Annotated in this window: 24 protein-coding genes and 1 tRNA gene; 18 read left to right on the top strand and 7 right to left on the bottom strand. The window is 51.2% G+C overall.

Annotation, left to right across the window (positions count from 1 at the left end):
* Window positions 1-32: 32 nt before the first annotated feature.
* A tRNA-Leu gene (locus tag ACNA05_RS12915) sits at window positions 33-119 on the top strand.
* Window positions 120-164: 45 nt separating this feature from the next.
* Here the strand turns inward: ACNA05_RS12915 and ACNA05_RS12910 are convergent.
* Window positions 165-896: a competence/damage-inducible protein A gene (locus ACNA05_RS12910; RefSeq protein WP_415811920.1), complete on the bottom strand. Its 732-nt coding sequence runs from the start codon at window positions 894-896 to the stop codon at window positions 165-167.
* A 66-nt stretch (window positions 897-962) separates the two neighbouring features.
* Between ACNA05_RS12910 and map the strand changes: the two genes are divergently transcribed.
* From map to ACNA05_RS12880, 6 genes are all read left to right on the top strand, one after another.
* Window positions 963-1,784, top strand: coding sequence for a type I methionyl aminopeptidase (map, locus tag ACNA05_RS12905; RefSeq protein ID WP_415811919.1), 822 nt, complete (start codon window positions 963-965; stop codon window positions 1,782-1,784).
* Between the two features lie 8 nt (window positions 1,785-1,792).
* Window positions 1,793-2,482, top strand: coding sequence for a RadC family protein (gene radC, locus ACNA05_RS12900; protein ID WP_415811918.1), 690 nt, complete (start codon window positions 1,793-1,795; stop codon window positions 2,480-2,482).
* A 91-nt stretch (window positions 2,483-2,573) separates the two neighbouring features.
* Window positions 2,574-3,908: a spinster family MFS transporter gene (locus ACNA05_RS12895; RefSeq protein ID WP_415811917.1), complete on the top strand. Its 1,335-nt coding sequence runs from the start codon at window positions 2,574-2,576 to the stop codon at window positions 3,906-3,908.
* Window positions 3,909-3,982: 74 nt separating this feature from the next.
* On the top strand, window positions 3,983-5,308 hold the full coding sequence (gene purB, locus ACNA05_RS12890) for an adenylosuccinate lyase (protein WP_415811916.1): 1,326 nt from the start codon (window positions 3,983-3,985) through the stop codon (window positions 5,306-5,308).
* Window positions 5,309-5,683: 375 nt separating this feature from the next.
* Window positions 5,684-6,166 carry a hypothetical protein gene (locus ACNA05_RS12885; protein ID WP_415811915.1) on the top strand — a complete coding sequence of 161 codons (483 nt, stop codon included), beginning with the start codon at window positions 5,684-5,686 and terminating at the stop codon, window positions 6,164-6,166.
* 109 nt (window positions 6,167-6,275) lie between these two features.
* Window positions 6,276-6,755, top strand: a complete 480-nt coding sequence (locus tag ACNA05_RS12880) for a thioredoxin family protein (RefSeq protein ID WP_415811914.1) — start codon at window positions 6,276-6,278, stop codon at window positions 6,753-6,755.
* 33 nt (window positions 6,756-6,788) lie between these two features.
* Here ACNA05_RS12880 and ACNA05_RS12875 read toward each other — a convergent pair whose 3' ends face one another.
* On the bottom strand, window positions 6,789-7,109 hold the full coding sequence (locus ACNA05_RS12875) for a DUF1476 domain-containing protein (protein ID WP_415811913.1): 321 nt from the start codon (window positions 7,107-7,109) through the stop codon (window positions 6,789-6,791).
* A gap of 189 nt (window positions 7,110-7,298) precedes the next feature.
* Here ACNA05_RS12875 and purC point away from each other — a divergent pair, with 189 nt between their 5' ends.
* The 7 genes from purC to ACNA05_RS12840 all read left to right on the top strand — a co-directional run bounded on the left by purC (window position 7,299) and on the right by ACNA05_RS12840 (window position 12,570).
* Complete coding sequence (gene purC / locus ACNA05_RS12870; RefSeq protein ID WP_415811931.1) at window positions 7,299-8,090, top strand: phosphoribosylaminoimidazolesuccinocarboxamide synthase; 792 nt, start codon at window positions 7,299-7,301, stop codon at window positions 8,088-8,090.
* Between the two features lie 12 nt (window positions 8,091-8,102).
* Window positions 8,103-8,345, top strand: a complete 243-nt coding sequence (purS, locus tag ACNA05_RS12865; RefSeq protein WP_415811912.1) for a phosphoribosylformylglycinamidine synthase subunit PurS — start codon at window positions 8,103-8,105, stop codon at window positions 8,343-8,345.
* A gap of 4 nt (window positions 8,346-8,349) precedes the next feature.
* A complete protein-coding gene (gene purQ, locus ACNA05_RS12860; RefSeq protein ID WP_415811911.1) occupies window positions 8,350-9,012 on the top strand; it encodes a phosphoribosylformylglycinamidine synthase subunit PurQ in 663 nt (220 codons plus the stop codon).
* Window positions 9,012-11,225: a phosphoribosylformylglycinamidine synthase subunit PurL gene (purL, locus tag ACNA05_RS12855; protein ID WP_415811910.1), complete on the top strand. Its 2,214-nt coding sequence runs from the start codon at window positions 9,012-9,014 to the stop codon at window positions 11,223-11,225. Before purQ ends, purL begins: the two co-directional genes overlap by 1 nt.
* Entirely contained in the window at window positions 11,225-11,467 is a 243-nt protein-coding gene (locus tag ACNA05_RS12850; RefSeq protein WP_415811909.1) for a BolA family protein, read from the top strand. Before purL ends, ACNA05_RS12850 begins: the two co-directional genes overlap by 1 nt.
* 91 nt (window positions 11,468-11,558) lie before the next feature.
* Window positions 11,559-11,885 (top strand): Grx4 family monothiol glutaredoxin, encoded by a 327-nt coding sequence (grxD, locus tag ACNA05_RS12845; protein ID WP_415811908.1) that lies wholly within the window; start codon window positions 11,559-11,561, stop codon window positions 11,883-11,885.
* Window positions 11,886-11,982: 97 nt separating this feature from the next.
* Window positions 11,983-12,570, top strand: coding sequence for a hypothetical protein (locus tag ACNA05_RS12840; RefSeq protein WP_415811907.1), 588 nt, complete (start codon window positions 11,983-11,985; stop codon window positions 12,568-12,570).
* Window positions 12,571-12,645: 75 nt separating this feature from the next.
* Here the strand turns inward: ACNA05_RS12840 and rpsD are convergent, their stop codons facing one another.
* Window positions 12,646-13,263 (bottom strand): 30S ribosomal protein S4, encoded by a 618-nt coding sequence (gene rpsD, locus ACNA05_RS12835; protein WP_415811906.1) that lies wholly within the window; start codon window positions 13,261-13,263, stop codon window positions 12,646-12,648.
* 219 nt (window positions 13,264-13,482) lie between these two features.
* Between rpsD and rarD the strand changes: the two genes are divergently transcribed.
* Window positions 13,483-14,403, top strand: coding sequence for an EamA family transporter RarD (gene rarD / locus ACNA05_RS12830; RefSeq protein ID WP_415811905.1), 921 nt, complete (start codon window positions 13,483-13,485; stop codon window positions 14,401-14,403).
* A 7-nt stretch (window positions 14,404-14,410) separates the two neighbouring features.
* On the opposite strand, the gene ACNA05_RS12825 is transcribed toward rarD, so the two are convergent.
* Window positions 14,411-14,701, bottom strand: a complete 291-nt coding sequence (locus tag ACNA05_RS12825) for a hypothetical protein (protein WP_415811904.1) — start codon at window positions 14,699-14,701, stop codon at window positions 14,411-14,413.
* Window positions 14,698-15,504: an RNA methyltransferase gene (locus ACNA05_RS12820; RefSeq protein WP_415811903.1), complete on the bottom strand. Its 807-nt coding sequence runs from the start codon at window positions 15,502-15,504 to the stop codon at window positions 14,698-14,700. The genes ACNA05_RS12825 and ACNA05_RS12820 overlap by 4 nt, the downstream gene beginning before the upstream one ends.
* A 79-nt stretch (window positions 15,505-15,583) precedes the next feature.
* On the opposite strand from ACNA05_RS12820, the gene ACNA05_RS12815 reads away from it, so the two are divergent.
* The 3 genes from ACNA05_RS12815 to ACNA05_RS12805 all read left to right on the top strand — a co-directional run bounded on the left by ACNA05_RS12815 (window position 15,584) and on the right by ACNA05_RS12805 (window position 17,763).
* Window positions 15,584-16,795, top strand: coding sequence for an NADP-dependent isocitrate dehydrogenase (locus ACNA05_RS12815; protein WP_415811902.1), 1,212 nt, complete (start codon window positions 15,584-15,586; stop codon window positions 16,793-16,795).
* Window positions 16,796-16,967: 172 nt separating this feature from the next.
* Window positions 16,968-17,297 carry an ArsR/SmtB family transcription factor gene (locus ACNA05_RS12810; protein ID WP_415811901.1) on the top strand — a complete coding sequence of 110 codons (330 nt, stop codon included), beginning with the start codon at window positions 16,968-16,970 and terminating at the stop codon, window positions 17,295-17,297.
* Window positions 17,287-17,763, top strand: a complete 477-nt coding sequence (locus ACNA05_RS12805; RefSeq protein WP_415811900.1) for an SRPBCC family protein — start codon at window positions 17,287-17,289, stop codon at window positions 17,761-17,763. Before ACNA05_RS12810 ends, ACNA05_RS12805 begins: the two co-directional genes overlap by 11 nt.
* 25 nt (window positions 17,764-17,788) lie before the next feature.
* Here ACNA05_RS12805 and ACNA05_RS12800 read toward each other — a convergent pair whose 3' ends face one another.
* Both ACNA05_RS12800 and ACNA05_RS12795 read right to left on the bottom strand, forming a co-directional pair.
* Entirely contained in the window at window positions 17,789-18,841 is a 1,053-nt protein-coding gene (locus tag ACNA05_RS12800) for an alpha/beta hydrolase (RefSeq protein ID WP_415811899.1), read from the bottom strand.
* Between the two features lies 1 nt (window position 18,842).
* A complete protein-coding gene (locus ACNA05_RS12795; protein ID WP_415811898.1) occupies window positions 18,843-19,733 on the bottom strand; it encodes a DUF817 domain-containing protein in 891 nt (296 codons plus the stop codon).
* Window positions 19,734-19,782 lie beyond the last annotated feature (49 nt).

The following is a 19,782-nucleotide window of genomic DNA, read 5'->3' as shown; positions in this document are numbered from 1 at the left end:
TCCCCCCGCTTCCCTAAATCAGCGGTCAGTCAGCGGGCGTGGTGGAATTGGTAGACACGCAAGACTTAAAATCTTGTTCCTGTATAGGAGTGCCGGTTCGATTCCGGCCGCCCGCACCACTTACGCCCCCAAAATCGCAGGCGAGCCAAATGGCTAATCGCAATTTATTCATTGAGTTGGGCAATTAGAGACGTCAGCGCAGCCTCGACCTTTTCCAGCACGTCCTCATCCCGCCCCCGCGCGACAAAATTCACGCCGCGTAGCGCGTCATTGAAAAACGGGTAGCTGCCGAGGCTGACGCCGGGATGAGCTTTTTCGATTTCCGCCAGCCCCTTGGCCGCATCGCCTTCGCCTATTCCTTCCGCCGTGACGTTTATCGAGAAAATCATCGCCCCGCCTTTGATGCGGTGGGGAATGTCTTCGAGCATACCGCGCATGATTTGCGGCACGCCGGCCAACGTAAAGACGTTGTTCGTCTGAAAGCCCGGCGCTTGACTAACCGGGTTTTTGATGAGGCTCGCCCCATCTGGAATGCGCGCCATGCGCCGCCGGGCTTCGTTTAGCTCTTCTAGGGAATAGCGTTCGCGCAACGCCTCAATTGCATCATCGCGTTCACTAATGCCCAGATCAAAAGCTGCGGCGATGCAATCGGCGGTGATATCGTCATGGGTCGGGCCAATTCCGCCAGTCGTGAATACATAGTCAAAACGATCCGAGAACGCCTTTACCGTGTCGCGTATAATTTCCGCCTTATCAGAAATAATGCGCGCTTCTCCGATGCTCACGCCAAGGGGTTCGAGGAATTTCGCGATCGTACCGAGATTCGTATCCTGAGTTCGGCCCGACAATAATTCGTCCCCGATGAGTATCACGCCTGCCGTTACCATTTTTTCCATCACTCACTCCTTTGAAAGCCGCTATTAGGACTGGCCCGTTTGCGCGTCCACTGTTATACGGCGCAAATGAATTATGTAGATGCAAGTGATGCCGACGTTCTTCGTGACGGCGCGATTAAACTCCACGGCCCGGAAGGGTTTGCAGGTATGAGAAAAGCGGGGCAACTCTCCGCCAAATGTCTCGATATGCTCGCGCCTCTGGTGCAGCCGGGAGTTACGACGGCCGCGTTGGATGCGAAAATATTCGAATTTGCGATGGATCACGGCGCCCTGCCCGCCACGCTGGGCTATCGCGGTTATAAACACTCCGTCTGCACCTCTATCAATCATGTCGTCTGTCACGGCATACCAAATGACAAACCCCTTAAAGAGGGCGATAGCGTCAATTGCGATGTCACTCTGATTGTCGATGGATGGCACGGCGATACATCGCGTATGTATGTCGCTGGAGAGCCGGACCGTAAAACAGAGCGCCTCATCAATATTACCTATGACGCCCTCATGATGGGCATTGCAGAGGCCAAACCAGGAAACACGACCGGCGATATTGGCCATGCTATTCAGAAATACGCCGAAGGTGAGCGCTGCTCTGTTGTCACAGATTTCTGCGGCCACGGCATCGGCAAGCTTTTCCATGACGCGCCCAACATCTTGCACTTTGGCCGCAAAGGCGAAGGCGAGGTTCTGCGTGAAGGCATGTTCTTTACGATTGAGCCCATGATCAATCTCGGCAAGCCTGACGTCAAAATCTTGTCCGACGGCTGGACGGCAGTAACGCGGGATCGCAAATTAACCGCGCAGTTTGAACATTCTATCGGCATCACGAAAGACGGCGCCGAAGTCTTCACAGCCTCGCCCAAAGGTCTGAACCGACCGCCTTACGCCTAAAGGCCATTATGTCGGGGGGACAAGACAAGCCGCATTATCTGGCACACCGCGACCGGCAGCGGGCCAAGTTTGCCGCCTCAGGCGGCGATAGCTTTGCGGATTATGAGCTGCTCGAATTGTTTCTCTTCAACTCTATCCCCCGCCGCGACGTTAAACCCGTTGCGAAAGACCTTCTTAAAACTTTTGGAAATCTGGGCGAAGTTTGCGCCGCGCCGCTCCACCGACTGACGGAAGTCAAAGGCATTGGCGAGAAAACGGCGCTTGATCTGAAACTCCTTCATGCCGCCTCCGTTCGTATGGGGCGCGAAAGTGTTTTGGGCCGTCCTGTTTTGTCGTCCTGGACGGCGCTGCTCGACTATTGCCGCTCTGCCATGCAGTTTGAACCTGTCGAGCAATTCCGCGTTTTATTTTTAGACAGGAAAAACCGCCTGATTGCCGATGAAGTTTTGGGTCGAGGCACGATTGACCGCGCCCCGGTCTATCCACGCGAAATCATCAAACGCGCCCTCGCTCTTGAATCGACGGCCATCATCCTCGCCCACAACCACCCCAGCGGCGACCCGACTCCCAGCCAGTCCGACATCACTATGACCAATGAAGTCATTTCAGTCGCCAAGGCAATGAACGTCGTCGTGCATGACCACCTAATTATTGGTCGCGAGAATGTCGTAAGTTTCAAGACATTGGGCCTGATGTGACCCCACGAAATTGAATGGCGGTTAAAACGCTTCTGACTTGACCAAAGCCTCTCTTTCCTTTCAGGTGAAGAAAAACGATTAGGGGATATATATGAGCGACTCGACCGAGGGCTATGTGCCGCCGAAAAAGCCAGGTTACAGAACCGCAGTTCTCTTCCTGCTCACTATTGTTTATGGGTTCAATTTTATTGACCGCCAGATTGTTGGAATTCTAGCTCCTTTTATCCAGGCAGATTTAGAACTAACCAACACACAACTTGGCTTACTTATCGGCCTCGCCTTTGCCGCCTTTTATACCATTATGGGCATTCCCATTGCCTATCTCGCAGACAAGGTGAACCGAGTAGGTCTCTTGTCCATTGCTGTCGCGGTTTGGAGTGGCTTCACCGCTCTCACAGGTTTCGCGCAAAATTTCTGGCAGATTGGATTAGCTCGTATCGGCGTCGGTATCGGCGAAGCAGGCGGCTCTCCCCCTGCGCATTCAATTATTTCTGATTTTTACGAAAAAGAAGAACGATCAGGCGCCCTCGGAGTTTATTCGCTTGGCATCCCACTAGGTATAATGAGCGCCTACTTTATCACCGCAGCGTTGATGGGGGCAGATCCCGACACTGTAAATTGGCGGCGGATATTCATCATCCTGGGTGTCAGCGGTATTCTTTTGGCGATCATAGTGCGTTTAGTTATCCGCGAACCTAAACGCGGCGTCATGGAAGTGGGAGAGAAAAAACTCCGTAAACTATCCTTCAAAGATGGACTAGGACGCCTTTTAACTATCCCGTCTTGGTGGTTCATGTGTTTCGGCATCGCCTTCGCTTCGTTTGCAGCTTACGCTTTCTCCGGTTTCCAAACCAAATTTCTAAGATTACTTGACCCGGAGTATGATTTTCAGAAAATCGTGATCATCATCGGCTTTATTAACGGCATATTCTATGTCGCTGGCACCTATATCGGAGCAAAACTGGTCGATATAAAAGCCAAAAAGGACGTTCGGGCCTATGGCTGGGTACCCGCGCTTTCAATTGTTCTAGCTCTCCCCTTTGGCATCGGGAGTGTATGGGTCGGGAGCGTCGAAGCGCATCTAGCCTTATCCGCCGCTTTCCAAATACTCATTGGTGTTTATTTGGGACCAAGCTTCGCACTTGCCCAGACCCTCGCTCCAATTCAACTTCGAGCGATGTCCACGGCTCTCTTCTTCTTTATCCTCAATATGATTGCTCTAGGCGGCGGCCCAACAGTTGCAGGGATCCTCATTGATGTGTTTGCGTCAGACAATGTCTCCCAGTTGGAGGCTACCAAACTCTCTCTTACATGTGTTTGTGTGGCCTTCTTGATCGCCATTGCCTCGTATTTGATGGTCACACGCACGATCAAGAAAGATTGGACGGACTCGGAATTACGCAATTCCTCCATGGCTGAAGATTGATAGCGCTAAACGCTTGACCTCACGGACGTTCTTTAGTCAAAGGCGCGCAAACCCACATTTGCTGAGTCTGTCCCATGATTGAACGCTACGCCCGTAAGGAAATGACCGAGATCTGGTCTGCCGCGACGAAATACCGGATCTGGTTCGAGATTGAGGCGCATGGGTGTGACGCCCTTGCAGAACTTGGCGTCATTCCAAAATCCGCTGCCAAGAATATCTGGGACAGGGGCGGCTCCGTCGAGTTTGATGTCGCGAAGATCGACGAGATCGAGCGCGAAGTAAAACATGACGTTATTGCCTTTCTGACCCATCTTGCGGAGTTTATCGGCGAAGACGCGCGGTTTGTGCATCAGGGATTCACCTCTTCCGACATTTTGGACACCACCCTTTCTGTTCAGCTCGCCCGCGCGACTGATCTTCTTTTGGTCGGACTGGACCGCGTCCTGGCGGCGCTCAAGAAACGCGCCGAAGAGCATAAATATACAATCACCATTGGTCGTAGCCACGGCATCCACGCCGAGCCAACGACGTTTGGCGTCAAACTCGCGAGATTCCACGCAGAGTTTTCCCGTGCCAAAACCCGTCTCCTGCAAGCGAGGGAAGAGATTGCCGTCTGCGCGATTTCCGGCGCTATCGGAACTTTCGCCAATATCGACCCAAGCGTGGAAGAACATGTCGCCAAGGAAATGGGATTGGCGATTGAGCCTGTCTCCTCCCAAATCATTCCTCGTGATCGCCACGCCGCCTATTTCGCGACGCTCGGAGTGATTGCCTCGTCTATCGAAAATATAGCGGTGGAGATCCGCCACTTGCAACGCACGGAAGTTCTGGAAGCCGAGGAATTTTTCTCCAAGGGACAAAAAGGCTCCTCTGCCATGCCGCATAAACGCAACCCCGTTCTGACGGAAAACCTGAGCGGGCTCGCACGTCTTGTCCGTATGGCGGTTGTCCCGGCCATGGAAAATGTCGCCCTCTGGCATGAACGCGATATTTCGCACAGCTCTGTTGAGCGCGGCATCGGGCCTGACACGACCGTTCATTTGGATTTCGCTCTGCACCGTCTGGCGGGCGTGATCGAAAACCTCGTGGTCTACCCTGAAAAGATGAAAGGCAATATGGACCGTTTGGGCGGACTTCATAACAGCCAGCGTTTCCTACTGGCTCTGACTCAGGCCGGAGAGCAGCGCGAAAGCGCCTACCGCCTCGTTCAGCGTAATGCGATGAAAGTCTGGGAAATGTTCCGTACCGAGGGCAGCGCCGGCGAAGGCAGCTTCTTGAACCTTATCCTGGAAGATAAGGATGTGATGGCGCTTCTCTCCGAAGACCAGGTCCGCGCTATGTTTGACGACGATTACCACCTCAAACATGTCGACACGATCTTTGACCGGGTTTTCGCTTAAGAGCTAACCCCACACCTCACTGCTCTGTGTCCCGCCTAAGGCGGGGCAAACCGCGCAGAAAAAAACATGCTTTTCCTGTCTAACTTCTTTCTTGGCTGTAACGTCTGGGACAGATTCATGGTTAAAAGCGACTTAATTTTCCATGATATTTCAAGCGTTTAGCGTGATTTACAAGCTTTTTTACCTTTGCCTGAATTTTTTTACATAATAAATTCTACTGTAAAATCACTGACTTACGCCAAAAATTAACGATTTCAGAAACCATTGTAAACGCCGCCCTAACGCGTGATTCGGCGTTCATTTACCAATGTTCGTTACACAGAGAACATAACAAAAATAAAAAAATAATCTCAGTGTGAAAAAAGGACCAAGGAAATGAAAAAGATCGTCTCTCTTTTAAGTGCAGCTCTCGTGACATCAGCCTTCGGCGCAACAGCCTACGCTTCGTCGCCGGACGTTTATGTTGTTAACTTTAGAAACAATGCCGACGCGCAGAGCCAGCGCCTCGACAGCGCCCTCGCCTCTGCCGTTCCGATGGCCGGCGTCAATGCTCAGGAAGTTGTTATTGATACTTCTAATGCCGCAAAATGGGAAAAAGGCGCCTATGACGCATTTGATTACGACATCGTCCCTATCTTTAATAAATGGGTGGGTCTGCCTGGCTTCGCGGCAGTCGTCGACGCCCGGACAAAGCGTGTCATTGGGTGCGTAAACCCTTCTTTTGCGCCTCAGGAAATCGCGAAAGAACTTCGGAAAATGACAGCACAGGCTAAAGGACAGGCTTATATGTCTACAGCCTCTGTTGGCGGAAAAACAACGCGCTGCCCGGCTGCACATAACGAAATGCCGACAGGCTAACTTAGCTCTGGCAAACCGTGGGAACATGCCCGGACCTCTGCAGTAGGTCCGGGTTTTTTTATGCGATAGGCGTCGGACAAACCCGTTCAAAGCCTTTAGAAAGACTTTCATGACCTCTCTGATTATAAAACTAATCTCGGCAGCGATTTTGATCGCCGCGTCCCTCTTGGGTTTATCTTCCGTGTCCTCTGCGGCCCAGCCCGCCCTGAAGCCCGAAATTTACGTCGTGATGTTCCGCGCCGATTGGTGCGCGCCGTGCAAAATTGTGGAACCCCGTCTTAGCCAAGCTCTGGCTGGGCTACGTGATCCGGCGATTGAATATGTAAATATTGATATTTCCGGGGGTCAGGGTGAGTGGAATTCTCATGCTGTTTTCGACCGCCAGATCGTGCCGCAATATAACATGTGGCTTGGCGTGACAGGATTTGCCGCTATTATTGATGCGGACACGAAACAGACTTTGGGCTGTGTGAATATGAATTATAATGCCGAAGCGATGCAGATTCACATCCAGAATCTAAAAAGGCTGGCTCTAAAGAACCAGCCTAATTTCGATCTGACCTGCCCGGAGGCCAATAATCCAGTTTAAGGTACTTATGTACCTAATTGAGATATATAAGGTTTATGCCTCGAGGCCGTAAACTTCGGCGCGGGCTTCTTTGAGATAAAAGGCCATTTTCTCTCGAATAGTCGCATCTGACACATCCGCATTCGCCGCGTCGAAATCGCGTCTCAATTTACGGAAGACATCTTCTTCGCCTTTTTCTTCCATATCGGCAGCGATGACTTCCTGAGCGTATTTTTCCTTATCAGAGCGCCCCATAATCTCTGCCGCCCAATGGCCAAGAGCTTTGTTTCGCTTCGCGGCAGCCCGGAATTCTTTGGCCGCTTCCAGAACGAATTTGGTTTCCTGTCCCCGTTCGCGATCTTCAAATTGTGTCATGTCTAAATCCTGTTGAGTATAAGCTCTGTTCCTCTTTATATTTATGGTGGGGGGCGTTAGACTGCAAGTCGCAAAATCCTCATATTTATGCGACAGTGCACATTGCGAAATCCCCCCCTTCCGTCTATGAGGCGAATTCACATGTGCGAGTCGCAAGTCGGCTCACCGCACGACCCGGGAGAGCGACCCATGAGCCGCCGCAAACAAATTTACGAAGGCAAAGCGAAAATCCTTTATGAAGGGCCTGAACCAGGCACGCTTGTGCAATATTTCAAAGACGACGCGACCGCCTTTAACGCCCAGAAAAAAGCCACGCTCGACGGCAAAGGCGTACTGAATAATCGCATCAGCGAATTCGTCATGCTGCGTCTGGGCGAAATCGGCATCCCGACCCACTTCCTCAAACGCCTCAATATGCGTGAGCAATTGATCAAAAAAGTTGAGATTATCCCTCTTGAGGTCATCTGCCGGAACGTTGCCGCCGGAACCATGGCTAAGCGTCTTGGCATGGAAGAAGGCGAAAAACTCCCCCGTTCTGTTGTTGAGTTTTGCCTGAAACGCGATGATCTGGGCGACCCACTTATTGCCGAAGAACATATCCATGCCTTTGGGTGGGCCAGTTCCTCAGAACTGGATGAAATGATTGCCATGACCCTGCGTATCAATGATCACCTGCAAGGTATGTTTGGCGGTATCGGCATCAACCTCATTGATTTCAAAATTGAGTTTGGCCGCCTGCCCCTGTCCAATGAAGACGGCGTTGTAGGCCATCAGGTTATCTTGGCGGATGAAATCAGCCCGGATAGCTGCCGCCTGTGGGACCGCGAGACCAATAAAAAACTCGACAAAGACCGCTTTCGCCGCGATCTCGGCGAAGTCACCGAAGCTTATACCGAAGTTGCAACGCGGCTTGGTATTTTGAAGCCTCAAAGCCAAAATAATGTGACCAATTTATCGGTCGTTAAAAATGACGAAGAATAGTCAGGACTCCCTATGAAAGCCCTCGTTTATATCGGTTTGAAACCCGGCGTTTTAGACCCGCAAGGCCGCGCCATTGCCCGTTCTCTGAACGATCTTGGTTTTGATGAGGTCAACAACGCCTTTCAAGGCAAAGTCATAGAACTTGACCTGTCATCCGAAGACAAGACCGAAGCCAAAGCCCAAGTCGAAAAAATGTGTGAAAAGCTCCTCGCCAATACGGTCATTGAAAGCTACCGCATCGAGTTACGGGATTAGCGCCGTGCAAACTGCCGTTATCGTCTTCCCCGCCTCTAACTGTGATCGCGACGCCGCGACCGCTTTGGAGAAAGTTACGGGCAAAGCCCCCAAAATGATCTGGCACCGGGATAGCGAAATCCCCGCAGATGTGGATTTTGTCTGCATCCCGGGCGGGTTCTCCTATGGCGACTATCTGCGCTCCGGCGCGATGGCGTCTTGCTCCCCCATCGTGGCCGATCTGGTGGAAAAAGCGAATAAAGGCCTACCTGTGGCAGGTTTTTGTAACGGCTTCCAAATCTTGACGGAAACAGGCCTTCTGCCCGGCGCGTTAATGCGGAATAAAAATTTGAAATTCGTCTGCCGTCCAGAGCGCCTCGTTGTGAACAATGCGAATACGCGCTTTACCTCTCAATACGAGGCCAAATCTATTGTGACCTATCCCGTTGCGCATCATGACGGCAGTTACTTTGCGGATGACGCCACGTTGAACAAGCTGGAAAAAGAAGGCCGGGTGGTTTTCAGATATGCCGATAATCCTAACGGTTCCATGCGCGATATCGCGGGCATTGTGAACGAAGCCGGGAATGTCTTTGGCATGATGCCCCACCCCGAACGCGCCGTGGACGAGCTGCACGGCGGCACAGACGGTCTCGGCCTTTTCAAATCTATTATTGAGTCGATCTAATGGCGAAACTTCCTGACATCACGCCGGAAATTGTGGCCGAGCACGGTCTGTCCGAAGACGAATATAAAATTATCCTCAAGCGTTTGGGCCGCGAGCCGAATTTGAACGAGCTTGGGATATTCTCTGTCATGTGGTCAGAGCATTGCTCGTATAAATCCTCGCGCCGTCACCTCGGCAAGTTCCTGACGACAGGCGACCGCGTCATTCAAGGCCCGGGCGAAAATGCCGGCGTCATCGATATTGATGACGGCGACGCGATCATTTTCAAAATGGAAAGTCATAACCACCCGTCTTATATCGAGCCTTATCAAGGTGCGGCGACAGGTGTGGGCGGTATCATGCGCGATGTGTTCACTATGGGCGCGCGTCCGATTGCGCTTATGAATGCGCTCCGTTTCGGCGAGCCTACTCACCCTAAGACCAAAACATTGGTCAACGGCGTTGTCGCCGGGATTGGCGGTTACGGCAATTGCGTCGGCGTTCCGACTGTCGGCGGAGAGACCAATTTTCACAAGGGCTATAATGGCAATATCCTTGTCAATGCGATGTGTGTCGGCCTCGCCCGCACCGATAATGTGTTTTACTCGGCCGCCAAAGGTGTTGGAAATCCGATTTTTTACGTCGGCTCTAAAACCGGCCGGGACGGCATTCACGGCGCGACGATGGCCTCCGCCGAATTTGATGATGAAAGCGATGAAAAACGCCCTACCGTTCAGGTCGGCGATCCGTTCAAGGAAAAACTCCTGATTGAAGCCTGTCTGGAACTCATGGCGACAGACGCTATTATCGCCATTCAGGATATGGGTGCCGCAGGCCTGACCTCCTCCTCCATTGAAATGGCGGATAAGGGCGGCGTCGGGATTGACCTTGATCTCGACAAGGTTCCCCAACGCGAAGAAGGCATGACGCCTTATGAGATGATGCTCTCTGAATCTCAGGAGCGGATGCTCATGGTGATACAGCCAGGTAAAGAGCAGCTCGCTTTTGATGTTTTTGAGAAATGGGAATTGGACGTCGCTAAAATCGGTGTCACGACCGATACAGGGAATTTGGTTCTCAATCACAAAGGTAAAGTCGTCTGCGATATTCCTATTTCGCCTCTAGCGGATGACGCCCCGAATTATGACCGCCCGCATGTGAAGACGGAGCCTCGGCCGGTTCTGACTGCGGAAGAGATTCACGAGACGCAAGATTACAATGACGCCCTCGTTAAAATCATTCAATCACCGGACATTGCGTCCAAGCGCTGGATTTGGGAGCAATATGACCGTCATGTGATGACTGATACAATTGATTCCAGCCAATCTGGCGGCGACGCGGCGATTGTGCGTATACACGGTACAAATAAAGCGGTCGCTATCACGACCGATTGTACGCCGCGTTATGTGCAGGCTGACCCCTATGAAGGCGGCAAGCAATGCGTGGCCGAGACTTGGCGTAACCTTTCCTGCGTTGGCGCAGATCCGATTGCGATTACCGATTGCCTGAATTTCGGCAATCCAGAACGCCCCGAAATTATGGGACAGTTCGTCGGCGCCATTGACGGCATGAACGAAGCCTGCCGCGCCTTTGCCTATCCGGTCGTCTCCGGCAATGTCTCGCTCTATAACGAAACTAATGGTGAGGCGATCCCGCCTACACCTGCGGTCGGCGGCGTGGGTCTCATCCCGAATCTTGATTTCTTCAAGACCTTAAAAGGCGCGAAAGACGGCGATACGCTGATTTTGATTGGAGAGACCACGGGCTGGCTCGGCGCATCCATTTATCTGTCGGAAATTTTGTCTCGCGAAGACGGCGCGCCGCCTCCTGTGGATTTGCAAAAAGAAAAAGCCAATGGCGATTACATCCGCAAGCTTATTCGCAACAAGCGCGTCAATGCTGTGCATGATTGCTCAGATGGCGGCCTCGCAATTGCCGCTTGTGAAATGGCTTTTGCGTCTAATATCGGCGTGAGCCTTCAAGCCGCACCGGACGGCCCGACGCATGGGTGGTTGTTTGGTGAGGATCAGGCGCGTTATCTGGTCTCTGTTGAGAAAAACTCGGTGAACCCCGTGGTCTCAACCGCTCAAGCCAAAGGACTCACCGCGCAAGTCGTTGGCACCGTCGGCGGCGACCGCATTCAGGCCGCAGGCGCATTTGATGTCACTCTGGCGGGTCTGCGTCAGAAACACGAAGAATGGCTCCCTAATCTCCTCACTGGGGCTGAAGCCTAATGGCTATGCGAGGAGAAGACATCGCGGCTATGATACGACAGGCGCTGCCAGACGCCGAAGTTGAAATGATTGATCTGGCCGGGGATAACAACCACTGGAAGGCTGTGATTGTTAGTCCTGCTTTTGAAGGGTTAAACCGCGTCAGACAACATCAACTCGTTTACGCGGCCCTTCAGGGTAAAATGGACGGGGCCGATGGGGAGCTTCACGCTCTGGCGCTGGAAACCCGGACGCCATCTTAGTCCCCTGTTGAGCGCGCCGCCGCTCTTGAGCCCTTGAACTTTGTGAGGGTCTGCTTACATGCAGATCGAACCTCTTAGGAAAGATAAGACCATGGAAGTCAAAGACCGTATTGCCAAAACCGTTTCCGAAAATGACGTTGTCCTTTATATGAAAGGCACGCCCGTTTTCCCACAATGCGGTTTCTCTTCAACCGTCGTCCAAGTGCTGGATTACCTCGGCGTTGAATATGCCAGCGTAAATGTTCTAGAAGACCCCGAAATTCGCCAAGGCATCAAGGACTACAACAATTGGCCGACAATTCCTCAGCTCTTCGTCAAAGGTGAGTTCACCGGCGGCTGCGATATCATCCGCGAAATGTTCGAAAGCGGTGAGCTTCGCGCTCTTCTCGCTGAAAAAGGCGTAAAAACAGCAGCCTAGCTGGATAATAACGTCTTAACGACGTCTTAATTTATCTGAAATGACTTTTCGGTAGTCTACTTCATGGTCTGTGGGGGACCAAGGAGGCAGATTTAAGATGTCAAAATTCGGAATTGCCGAATTATCGGCGCATAAAAAAAACAAAATATCTGGGTTCAATGCAGCTTATTCGTATCGGAAGACAGTAAGCCGCAAGAAATCCATGGGTATAGGCAGAGCCATTGGGTCTGCTTTATCGCTAATCCTAGGCGGCGCGCTCTGCTATGTCAGCCTGCACTATATGCCGGCTTTCGTCAGCGCCCGAGAGGTTATTGCCGACTCCAACCATAATCAATCTTCGGCCCGGTTAAAGGACGAGGACAGCCCATTCATCCTGCAAGCCTATTGGGATGCCTTCAGCGTAAAGCGGACTTACCTGCGAAGCGGGCAGACAATTCAAGCTCAATACGCTCTGCCGCCCGGAGCGGAGTTGGAATTGGAAATAAAACGCTGCCGCCCGGCCTTTGTGATCGAAGTTTTCAACTGCGACGTCATCGGCCATAAAAGCTTTACAATCACCAATGATCAAACCGGCACGCAGCGTTTTCAGTTTCAGGGCAAGGGGTTTTATCTCTTTGATGAAAAGGTCCGCGGATTATCTCCTAACTCCACTCAACAATATCGGGTTGTCTGGAGCCGGGTCTGACCATGGGCACGTGATTTCAAGACATAAAAAAACCCGCCGAATTGGCGGGTTTTCTTTTGAGGTGTCCCTCGCCAATTAGCGAGAGTAGAATTCCACAACGAGGTTAGGTTCCATAACCACTGGGTATGGCACTTCGTCAAAACTTGGGACGCGTGTGAACGTTGCTTGCATCGCTTTCGGATCCACACTGACATAATCAGGAGTTTCGCGCTCGGCGCTTTCCAGAGCTTCGAGAACGAGCGCCATTGTGCGGGACTTTTCGCGCACTTCAATGACGTCACCTACTTGGCAGCGGTAAGACGGGATATTCACTTTCTTGCCGTTTACAAGAATGTGGCCGTGGTTCACGAACTGACGCGCAGAGAAAACTGTTGGGACAAATTTCGCGCGGTAAACAATCGCGTCCAAACGGCGCTCTAGCAAACCGATAAGGTTTTCGGACGCATCGCCCTTCATCCGTGTCGCTTGCTCATATGTACGACGGAACTGCTTTTCCAGAATATTGCCGTAATAGCCTTTAAGCTTTTGCTTGGCGCGAAGCTGCGTACCGAAGTCTGACATTTTACCGCGGCGGTTTTGACCGTGTTGACCGGGACCGTAGGCGCGCTTGTTAACTGGTGATTTGGGACGACCCCAAATGTTTTCGCCCATACGGCGATCAATTTTATATTTAGCTGAATTACGCTTAGACATGCGTTTATACTCTTTCTTTTAGCGTGGCTCGGCTTATCCAACCAATTCGGATAGCAATTTCAACGGCGGCACCACACTCACCCGTAATAAGTCGCGGCTTTTAGCGCCTACCCCGGCCAAGTCAACTGCCCTTTTCAGCCTCTTTGCCTGCAATGATGCCCTCTTAGTCTTGCAAATATAGAGATTGTTTTTCCTTCCCCCGTGTGACAATCGCAACTTATGTCTTATCAGGATAAATCCCCAGCAACAGACTTAGCGCGGCAAGGGCTTCTGGCCGGCATTGCCGCCTACACGATGTGGGGTATGTTCCCGATCTATTTTAAGCTCACGCAATCCGTCCCGCCGGCGGAATTTGTGGCTTATCGCATACTCTTTTCTGTGCCTTTCGGCCTTCTCATTATCCTGTTTCGGAAGCAGGTCGACGACGTTTTAGTTGCCCTGAAAAACCCCAAGACAGTCTTGCTTCTCTTATTTGCGGCTGTGGCTTTGGCGTTTAACTGGGGCGTTTATATCTTCGCGATCCAAGACGGGCAAATCTTTCAAGCAAGTCTCGGATATTACATCAACCCACTTATGTATGTCCTTGTAGGCGTTGTGTTTTTTAGTGAGAAACTGTCTAAACTACAGGGACTAGCTGCGCTTTTGGCCCTCGTGGGCGTTGCCATTTTGACGCTTTACGGCGGCGTCTTCCCAATAATCGCCCTGTGTCTTGCGGTCACCTTCACGCTTTACGGCGTCATCCGTAAATATGTGGAGATCGGCGCAATGCCGGGGCTCTTCATTGAGACGATTTTGCTCATGATTCCGGCTTTGTTTTTCTTACTCTATCTTCGGCAGGCAGGGCCACTTCAGGTCGAAACTGCAGCGTGGGGTCTTAAAACGCTTATCTTCCTCGCTGGACCCGTTACAGTTTTGCCCCTATTGGCGTTCGCCTTTTCCGCTCGGAGGCTCAAATTGGCTACGCTCGGATTTTTGCAATATATTGGCCCGACCCTGCAATTTATGTGCGGGCTTTATTTCGGCGAAGTTTTCACCCTTGCCCATGCAATCTGTTTTGCCTTTATCTGGGTCGGCGTTGCCGTCTTTAGCTATGATGCTTGGGACAATAATCGCCGCATCAAGAAGGTTGGATTGCAGTAATTGTCTGCTATCCCTGCCCGCTGATAAATTTCATGAACAACTCACCGGTTGGCGCCGCGGCAAAAACGCCGAGCAAATAGGCGACGAGCATAATCAGAGTCTGGCCGAAAAACAAAAAGGCCCCGTCGAGAATCATATTCTGATCCGGCGCCATTGGCGTGTTTTTCAGAGCGTCGCGCCTGACTTTGGCAAAAGCAAAGGTCGATACTGCCGCAAACACAAAAATCAAAATCCAAGGCCATTTTAAAAACCCGGCCACCGCCGTGAGGATAATCAATAGATAGCCTAGATATTTCATGATTTGTCTCTTTCCACGCGGGCTTTGCCACGTCCCTCTGCCAGCGCTTTAACAATTCCCCTAAAAGTACGGACTTCTTGCACGGTCATCTTGGCCCGCGTCAACGGGGCGCGTATGTTCTGCGCCATTAAAGCGCGTTTTGACTCGGGGAAGAAAAAGCCAGCCCGTTCCAGCTCTTCTTCGAGATGGTTAAACAGCCCTGTCAGGTCCTGCTTCGGCGCCGCATCACTGATATCGCGGTTGAAAACCTCCGGGATATTTTGATGAACTGAATTGGCCCAAATATAAGCAAAGATATTGACGGCCTGCGCCAGATTAAGCGACTGAAACGCCGGATTCACCGGATAAGTGAGAATCGCATCGGCGAGAACAGTGTCGGCATTGGTCAGCCCGGCTTTCTCCGGCCCGAACATGATACCAGTCGGCAAGCCGGATTCGCTGAGCCCTCTGAGCTTTGGCCCGACATTGTCTGTGCCTATCACCGGTATTTCGAGTTCGCGGCGACGCGCTGTAGCAGCCAGCACAAATTGGAGGTCAGCTACAGCTTCTTCGGTTGTCTCAAAGACGGTCGCATTGTTAAGAACATCAATCGCCCCCGCCGCCATCGGTACTGCCGCCGGATTGGGCCAACCATCTCGCGGGGCAACGAGCCGTAAATCCATCAGTCCAAAATTGAGCATACACCGACACGCCGCGCCGATATTTTCGCCGAGCTGTGGCCGAACGAGAATAACCGAGGGCGGTGGACGGCTTTCATCCCGCTCAATCAAGTTTCCCAACTGGTCTTTGGTGGTTTTACCCATCTAATCACTTTAAACTTTAAGGCGCTGGTGCTAAACGCGGCGCAAATTCACACATTACGAACCGCTTACAGAGGTAATTATGGCTAAAATCAAGGTAAATAATCCCGTTGTCGACATGAATGGCGATGAGATGACACGCATCATCTGGGACATGATCAAAGATCGTCTCATTCACCCTTATCTGGATATTGAACTTCTAGACTATGATTTGTCCATTCAAAGCCGTGACGCAACAGACGACCAGATTACTGTAGATGCCGCCAATGCCATCAAAAAGTATAATGTCGGTGTTAAATGCGCGACAATTACGCCAGACGAACAGCGCGTTGAAGAATTTGACCTCAAGAAAATGTGGGTCTCTCCAAACGGCACAATCCGTAACATCCTTGGCGGCGTTGTCTTCCGCGAGCCGATCATCTGTAGCAACGTCCCTCGCCTCGTCCCTGGCTGGACTCAGCCTATCGTTATTGGCCGTCACGCTTTCGGTGACCAGTATAAAGCCACAGACTTCCTCGTGCCGGGTAAAGGTAAATTGAAAATGACTTGGGAAGGTGAAGATGGCGACAAGATTGAAAAAGAAATCTATGACTTCCCGGAAGCCGGTGTTGCCATGGGGATGTATAACCTGGACGCCTCTATCCGTGATTTTGCCCGCGCTTGCTTTAACTACGGCGTGCAGCGCAAATGGCCTGTCTACATGTCCACAAAGAATACCATCCTGAAAAAATATGACGGACGTTTCAAAGACATCTTCCAAGAAATCTTTGACGCGGAATTTGCGGATAAATTCGCAGAATTCGGCGGCGAATATCAGCATCGCCTCATCGACGATATGGTCGCGGCGGCTATGAAATGGTCCGGCGGTTATATCTGGGCCTGCAAGAACTATGACGGCGACGTACAGTCCGACACAGTGGCACAAGGTTTTGGCTCTCTCGGCCTGATGACATCTTTCCTTCTGACGCCAGACGGAAAGACGATGGAAGCCGAAGCGGCCCACGGGACAGTCACGCGTCACTATCGTAACCACCAGAAAGGTGAAGCGACCTCAACAAACTCCACAGCGTCTATCTTTGCTTGGACACGCGGCCTCGCTCACCGCGGCAAGCTCGATGACAATGAGGCGCTCGTGAAATTTGCGACTAACCTAGAGAAAACCGTAATCGAAACTGTCGAAGGCGGTCAGATGACGAAAGATCTGGCTCTTCTCGTTGGGGATCAGCAAGGCTGGCTCACAACAGAAGGCTATCTCGAAGCTATCGCTGAAAACTTTGAACGGAAAATGACGTAACGACCAATCTAACGGTTTTAGCCACTCCGAAACCGCTTTGTTTATTCAAACATTTTCATTTTTATGAACCCGCCTCCTTGGCGGGTTTTATTTTGCCTGACATTATCAGATGCTTCTCTTTCGATAAGTTCAACCTCTTGACAAGCAACTAAATGGTTGCATATAAAGCTGCATGAGTGATGTGTTCAAAGCCTTGGCGGATGAAGGCCGGCGAGACCTGCTGGACAGCTTGTATGAGAAAAACGGGCAGACATTAGCTGATCTCACCAACCTCCTTGATATGTCGAGACAAGCTGTGTCCAAACATTTGAAGATATTGGAAGACGCCAATTTGATCACCATCCATTGGCGAGGCCGCGAAAAACTTCACTACCTCAACCCCATCCCAATCGCCGAAATCGTGCACCGATGGGTTGGTCGATTTGAGGAGGCGCGACTGGAAAACCTTGTCGATTTAAAACGTGATTCAGAAATCAAAACGGAGAGAAAAAATGGCCTTTAACGACACCCCAAAAGGAGACGCTCCTGATTTCGTTTATACGATTTACATAGCCTCCGACGCGGAGACAGTTTGGAACGGGCTTATCGACAGAGAGAGCACAAAAGAATATTGGGGCCATCATAACGTTTCGGACTGGAAGACTGGCAGTAAATGGGAACATCAAAGAGTAAGCGACACAGATGTCGTAGATATTCACGGCAAGGTCTTGGAAATTCACCCTCCCCAAAAATTGGTGGTCACCTGGAATGCGCCGCAGAGCCACTCTTTTGCCGAACCAGACCCCTCAGTTGTGACCTACGTCCTCACCGCATTGGGACCGGATACAAAATTGACAGTAACACACAGTAAATTGACCAAAAACTCCGAGATGCAAAAAGGTGTTACCGAGGGGTGGCCTGCCGTTCTGTCCAACCTCAAAACCTATCTGGAAACAGGAAAGGTCCTGTCAGAGGAGGAATGGACGTAAATAACGCCCAACCTTTCCATGAGTTTTATCTTGACTGACGGGTAGAAGAGTCTCCGGGCTTCATCACAACGCAAACGCCGCGCCACATTACCGGATTCCGATTGTAGGTTTCAAAGCTGATTTTCTCAGCGGTTTCCAGTGTGCAATCCTCTTTCACGCTCTCTCGTGCCTTGTCAGACAGCGGCGGCACAGCCCCGCCTTCGAACATCCAGACCGAATCCGAGCTGACGCCCGCGCGGTAAGGGGTAGAGAAGAAGCTTCGTAATGCGTCTAACGCGGCTGGATGATAAATACTGGCGTGATCTTCGCTGTTCCGGCGATCCACATAAGTCCATTTTTTATTCGACTGGCTTAACCCCTCCAATACGACATCAAGTCCGGCCTGCATCAAAGCCCCTTCATTTCCCATGGTAACATATAGTTTTGAAGTCGTTTCATCCGAAGTTAGAAAATCATCTCCATAGGACTTGGCCGCGCTAAGGTTATCCCACCAAAGGCTCGGACTCACGCTAATAAAATGCGAAAATAAATCCGGACGTTTTGCGAATGTCTCCATCACAAACAGTCCAGCCAAAGATTCTCCCATCACAATATCACGTTGATCTGTTCGGTACGTGTCCTCCACCCAGGGCATAATTTCCGTCTCGATAAATTGGCGGAAGCTCTCGGCGCCGCCATTTTTCTCAAAAACCTGCTCATAACTTGGGTCAGTCGCAGGTGGTGTGAGCTCAGCCTGCCGATTACGCGTTTCAATACCTACCAATATCATTGGCTCTATCGTCCAGTTGATGTCCGTGGATTGAAGTATTCCGGCGATATGAGGGAAATCCTGCTGAGGTCCTCCGTCAATGAGGTAAAGAACGGGAAAGGTTTTATCAGGCTCCGATACATACCTATCGGGCAACCGAACCGACACCCGGCGACTTTCGCCCAGAACTGACGATTCAAATTCGAAACTTTGCCCCAGCACAATATCTTGCGCGGCTCCAACAAACGTAGAAACGTCCTCAGCCTCTGACGAGCCCGCAGAAAACGAAAGACAGATCGCGCAGCCCAAAGCCGCAGCAAAAATTTTCATTTTATTCCCCTTTTTCAAAGTCAGTTTTAACTTTGGTCACAGATAAATCAATGCCCTTCCCGTGTGCTCCTTGTACCGCTGCGACCAGAACAAAGCTGATAATCATCAGAAGATACCAGGAGCCGAGCTTGGCAAAGCTCACCATTTGCCAGCCCGCATTCTGATTCGGATATGTCCAGGCTTTGGCAAAAGTGCCTAGATTTTCGGCGAACCAGATGAAGAGCGCCACGAGGACGAGGCCTATCAAAAGCGGCATGGGACGGTGGTCCTCATCCGCTCGAAACCAGACCATGGCCGGCCCGTATAGAATTGCTGTGCCTATAAACAAAGCGATGCGGATATCCGGTCCGAAATGATGGGTGAAGAAATTCATATAAATGAGGACTGCCAGCAAACCTTGCCATTTCAAGTTTGGGAATCGATCAAATTTAAAATCGAAAATGCGCCAGACCCGGGCGAGGTAACTTCCGACGCAGGCATACATGAAGCCAGAAAAGAGCGGCACACCCGCAATATTTAAAATGCTCGCCTCAGGATAAAGCCATGATCCCATATGGACTTTGAATATTTCCATGACCGTCCCGACGATATGAAAAACGAAGATCACCCTCGCCTCTTCCCAGCTTTCCAATTTGAGGGTCAGCATGAGGGCTTGAATGGCAATGGCTGCCAAGGTGATAAAGTCATATCGCGAGAGCGCAGCCTCTGCCGGATAGAACAGAAATGTACCGAGCAAGAGGGCCAGCATCAGCCCGCCAAATAAACACGCCCAGGCCTGTTTTATCCCAAAGGTGATAAATTCGAACAGCGCCTGACTTTTCCACCCCGAGACAAATCTGGAGTGAAGGGCGGCGCGCTGCTTGTGAAGAAAGACTTTAGGCTGGAACGACATAGGGCTTTCTCATGTCTCTTGCCGTCTTAAACATGACGAAAGTTGGGTT

It is taken from the genome of Litorimonas haliclonae (assembly GCF_965138505.1).
GTDB classification, from domain to species: Bacteria; Pseudomonadota; Alphaproteobacteria; order Caulobacterales; family Maricaulaceae; genus Litorimonas; species Litorimonas haliclonae.
This window is presented reverse-complemented; position numbering and strand designations above follow the sequence as displayed.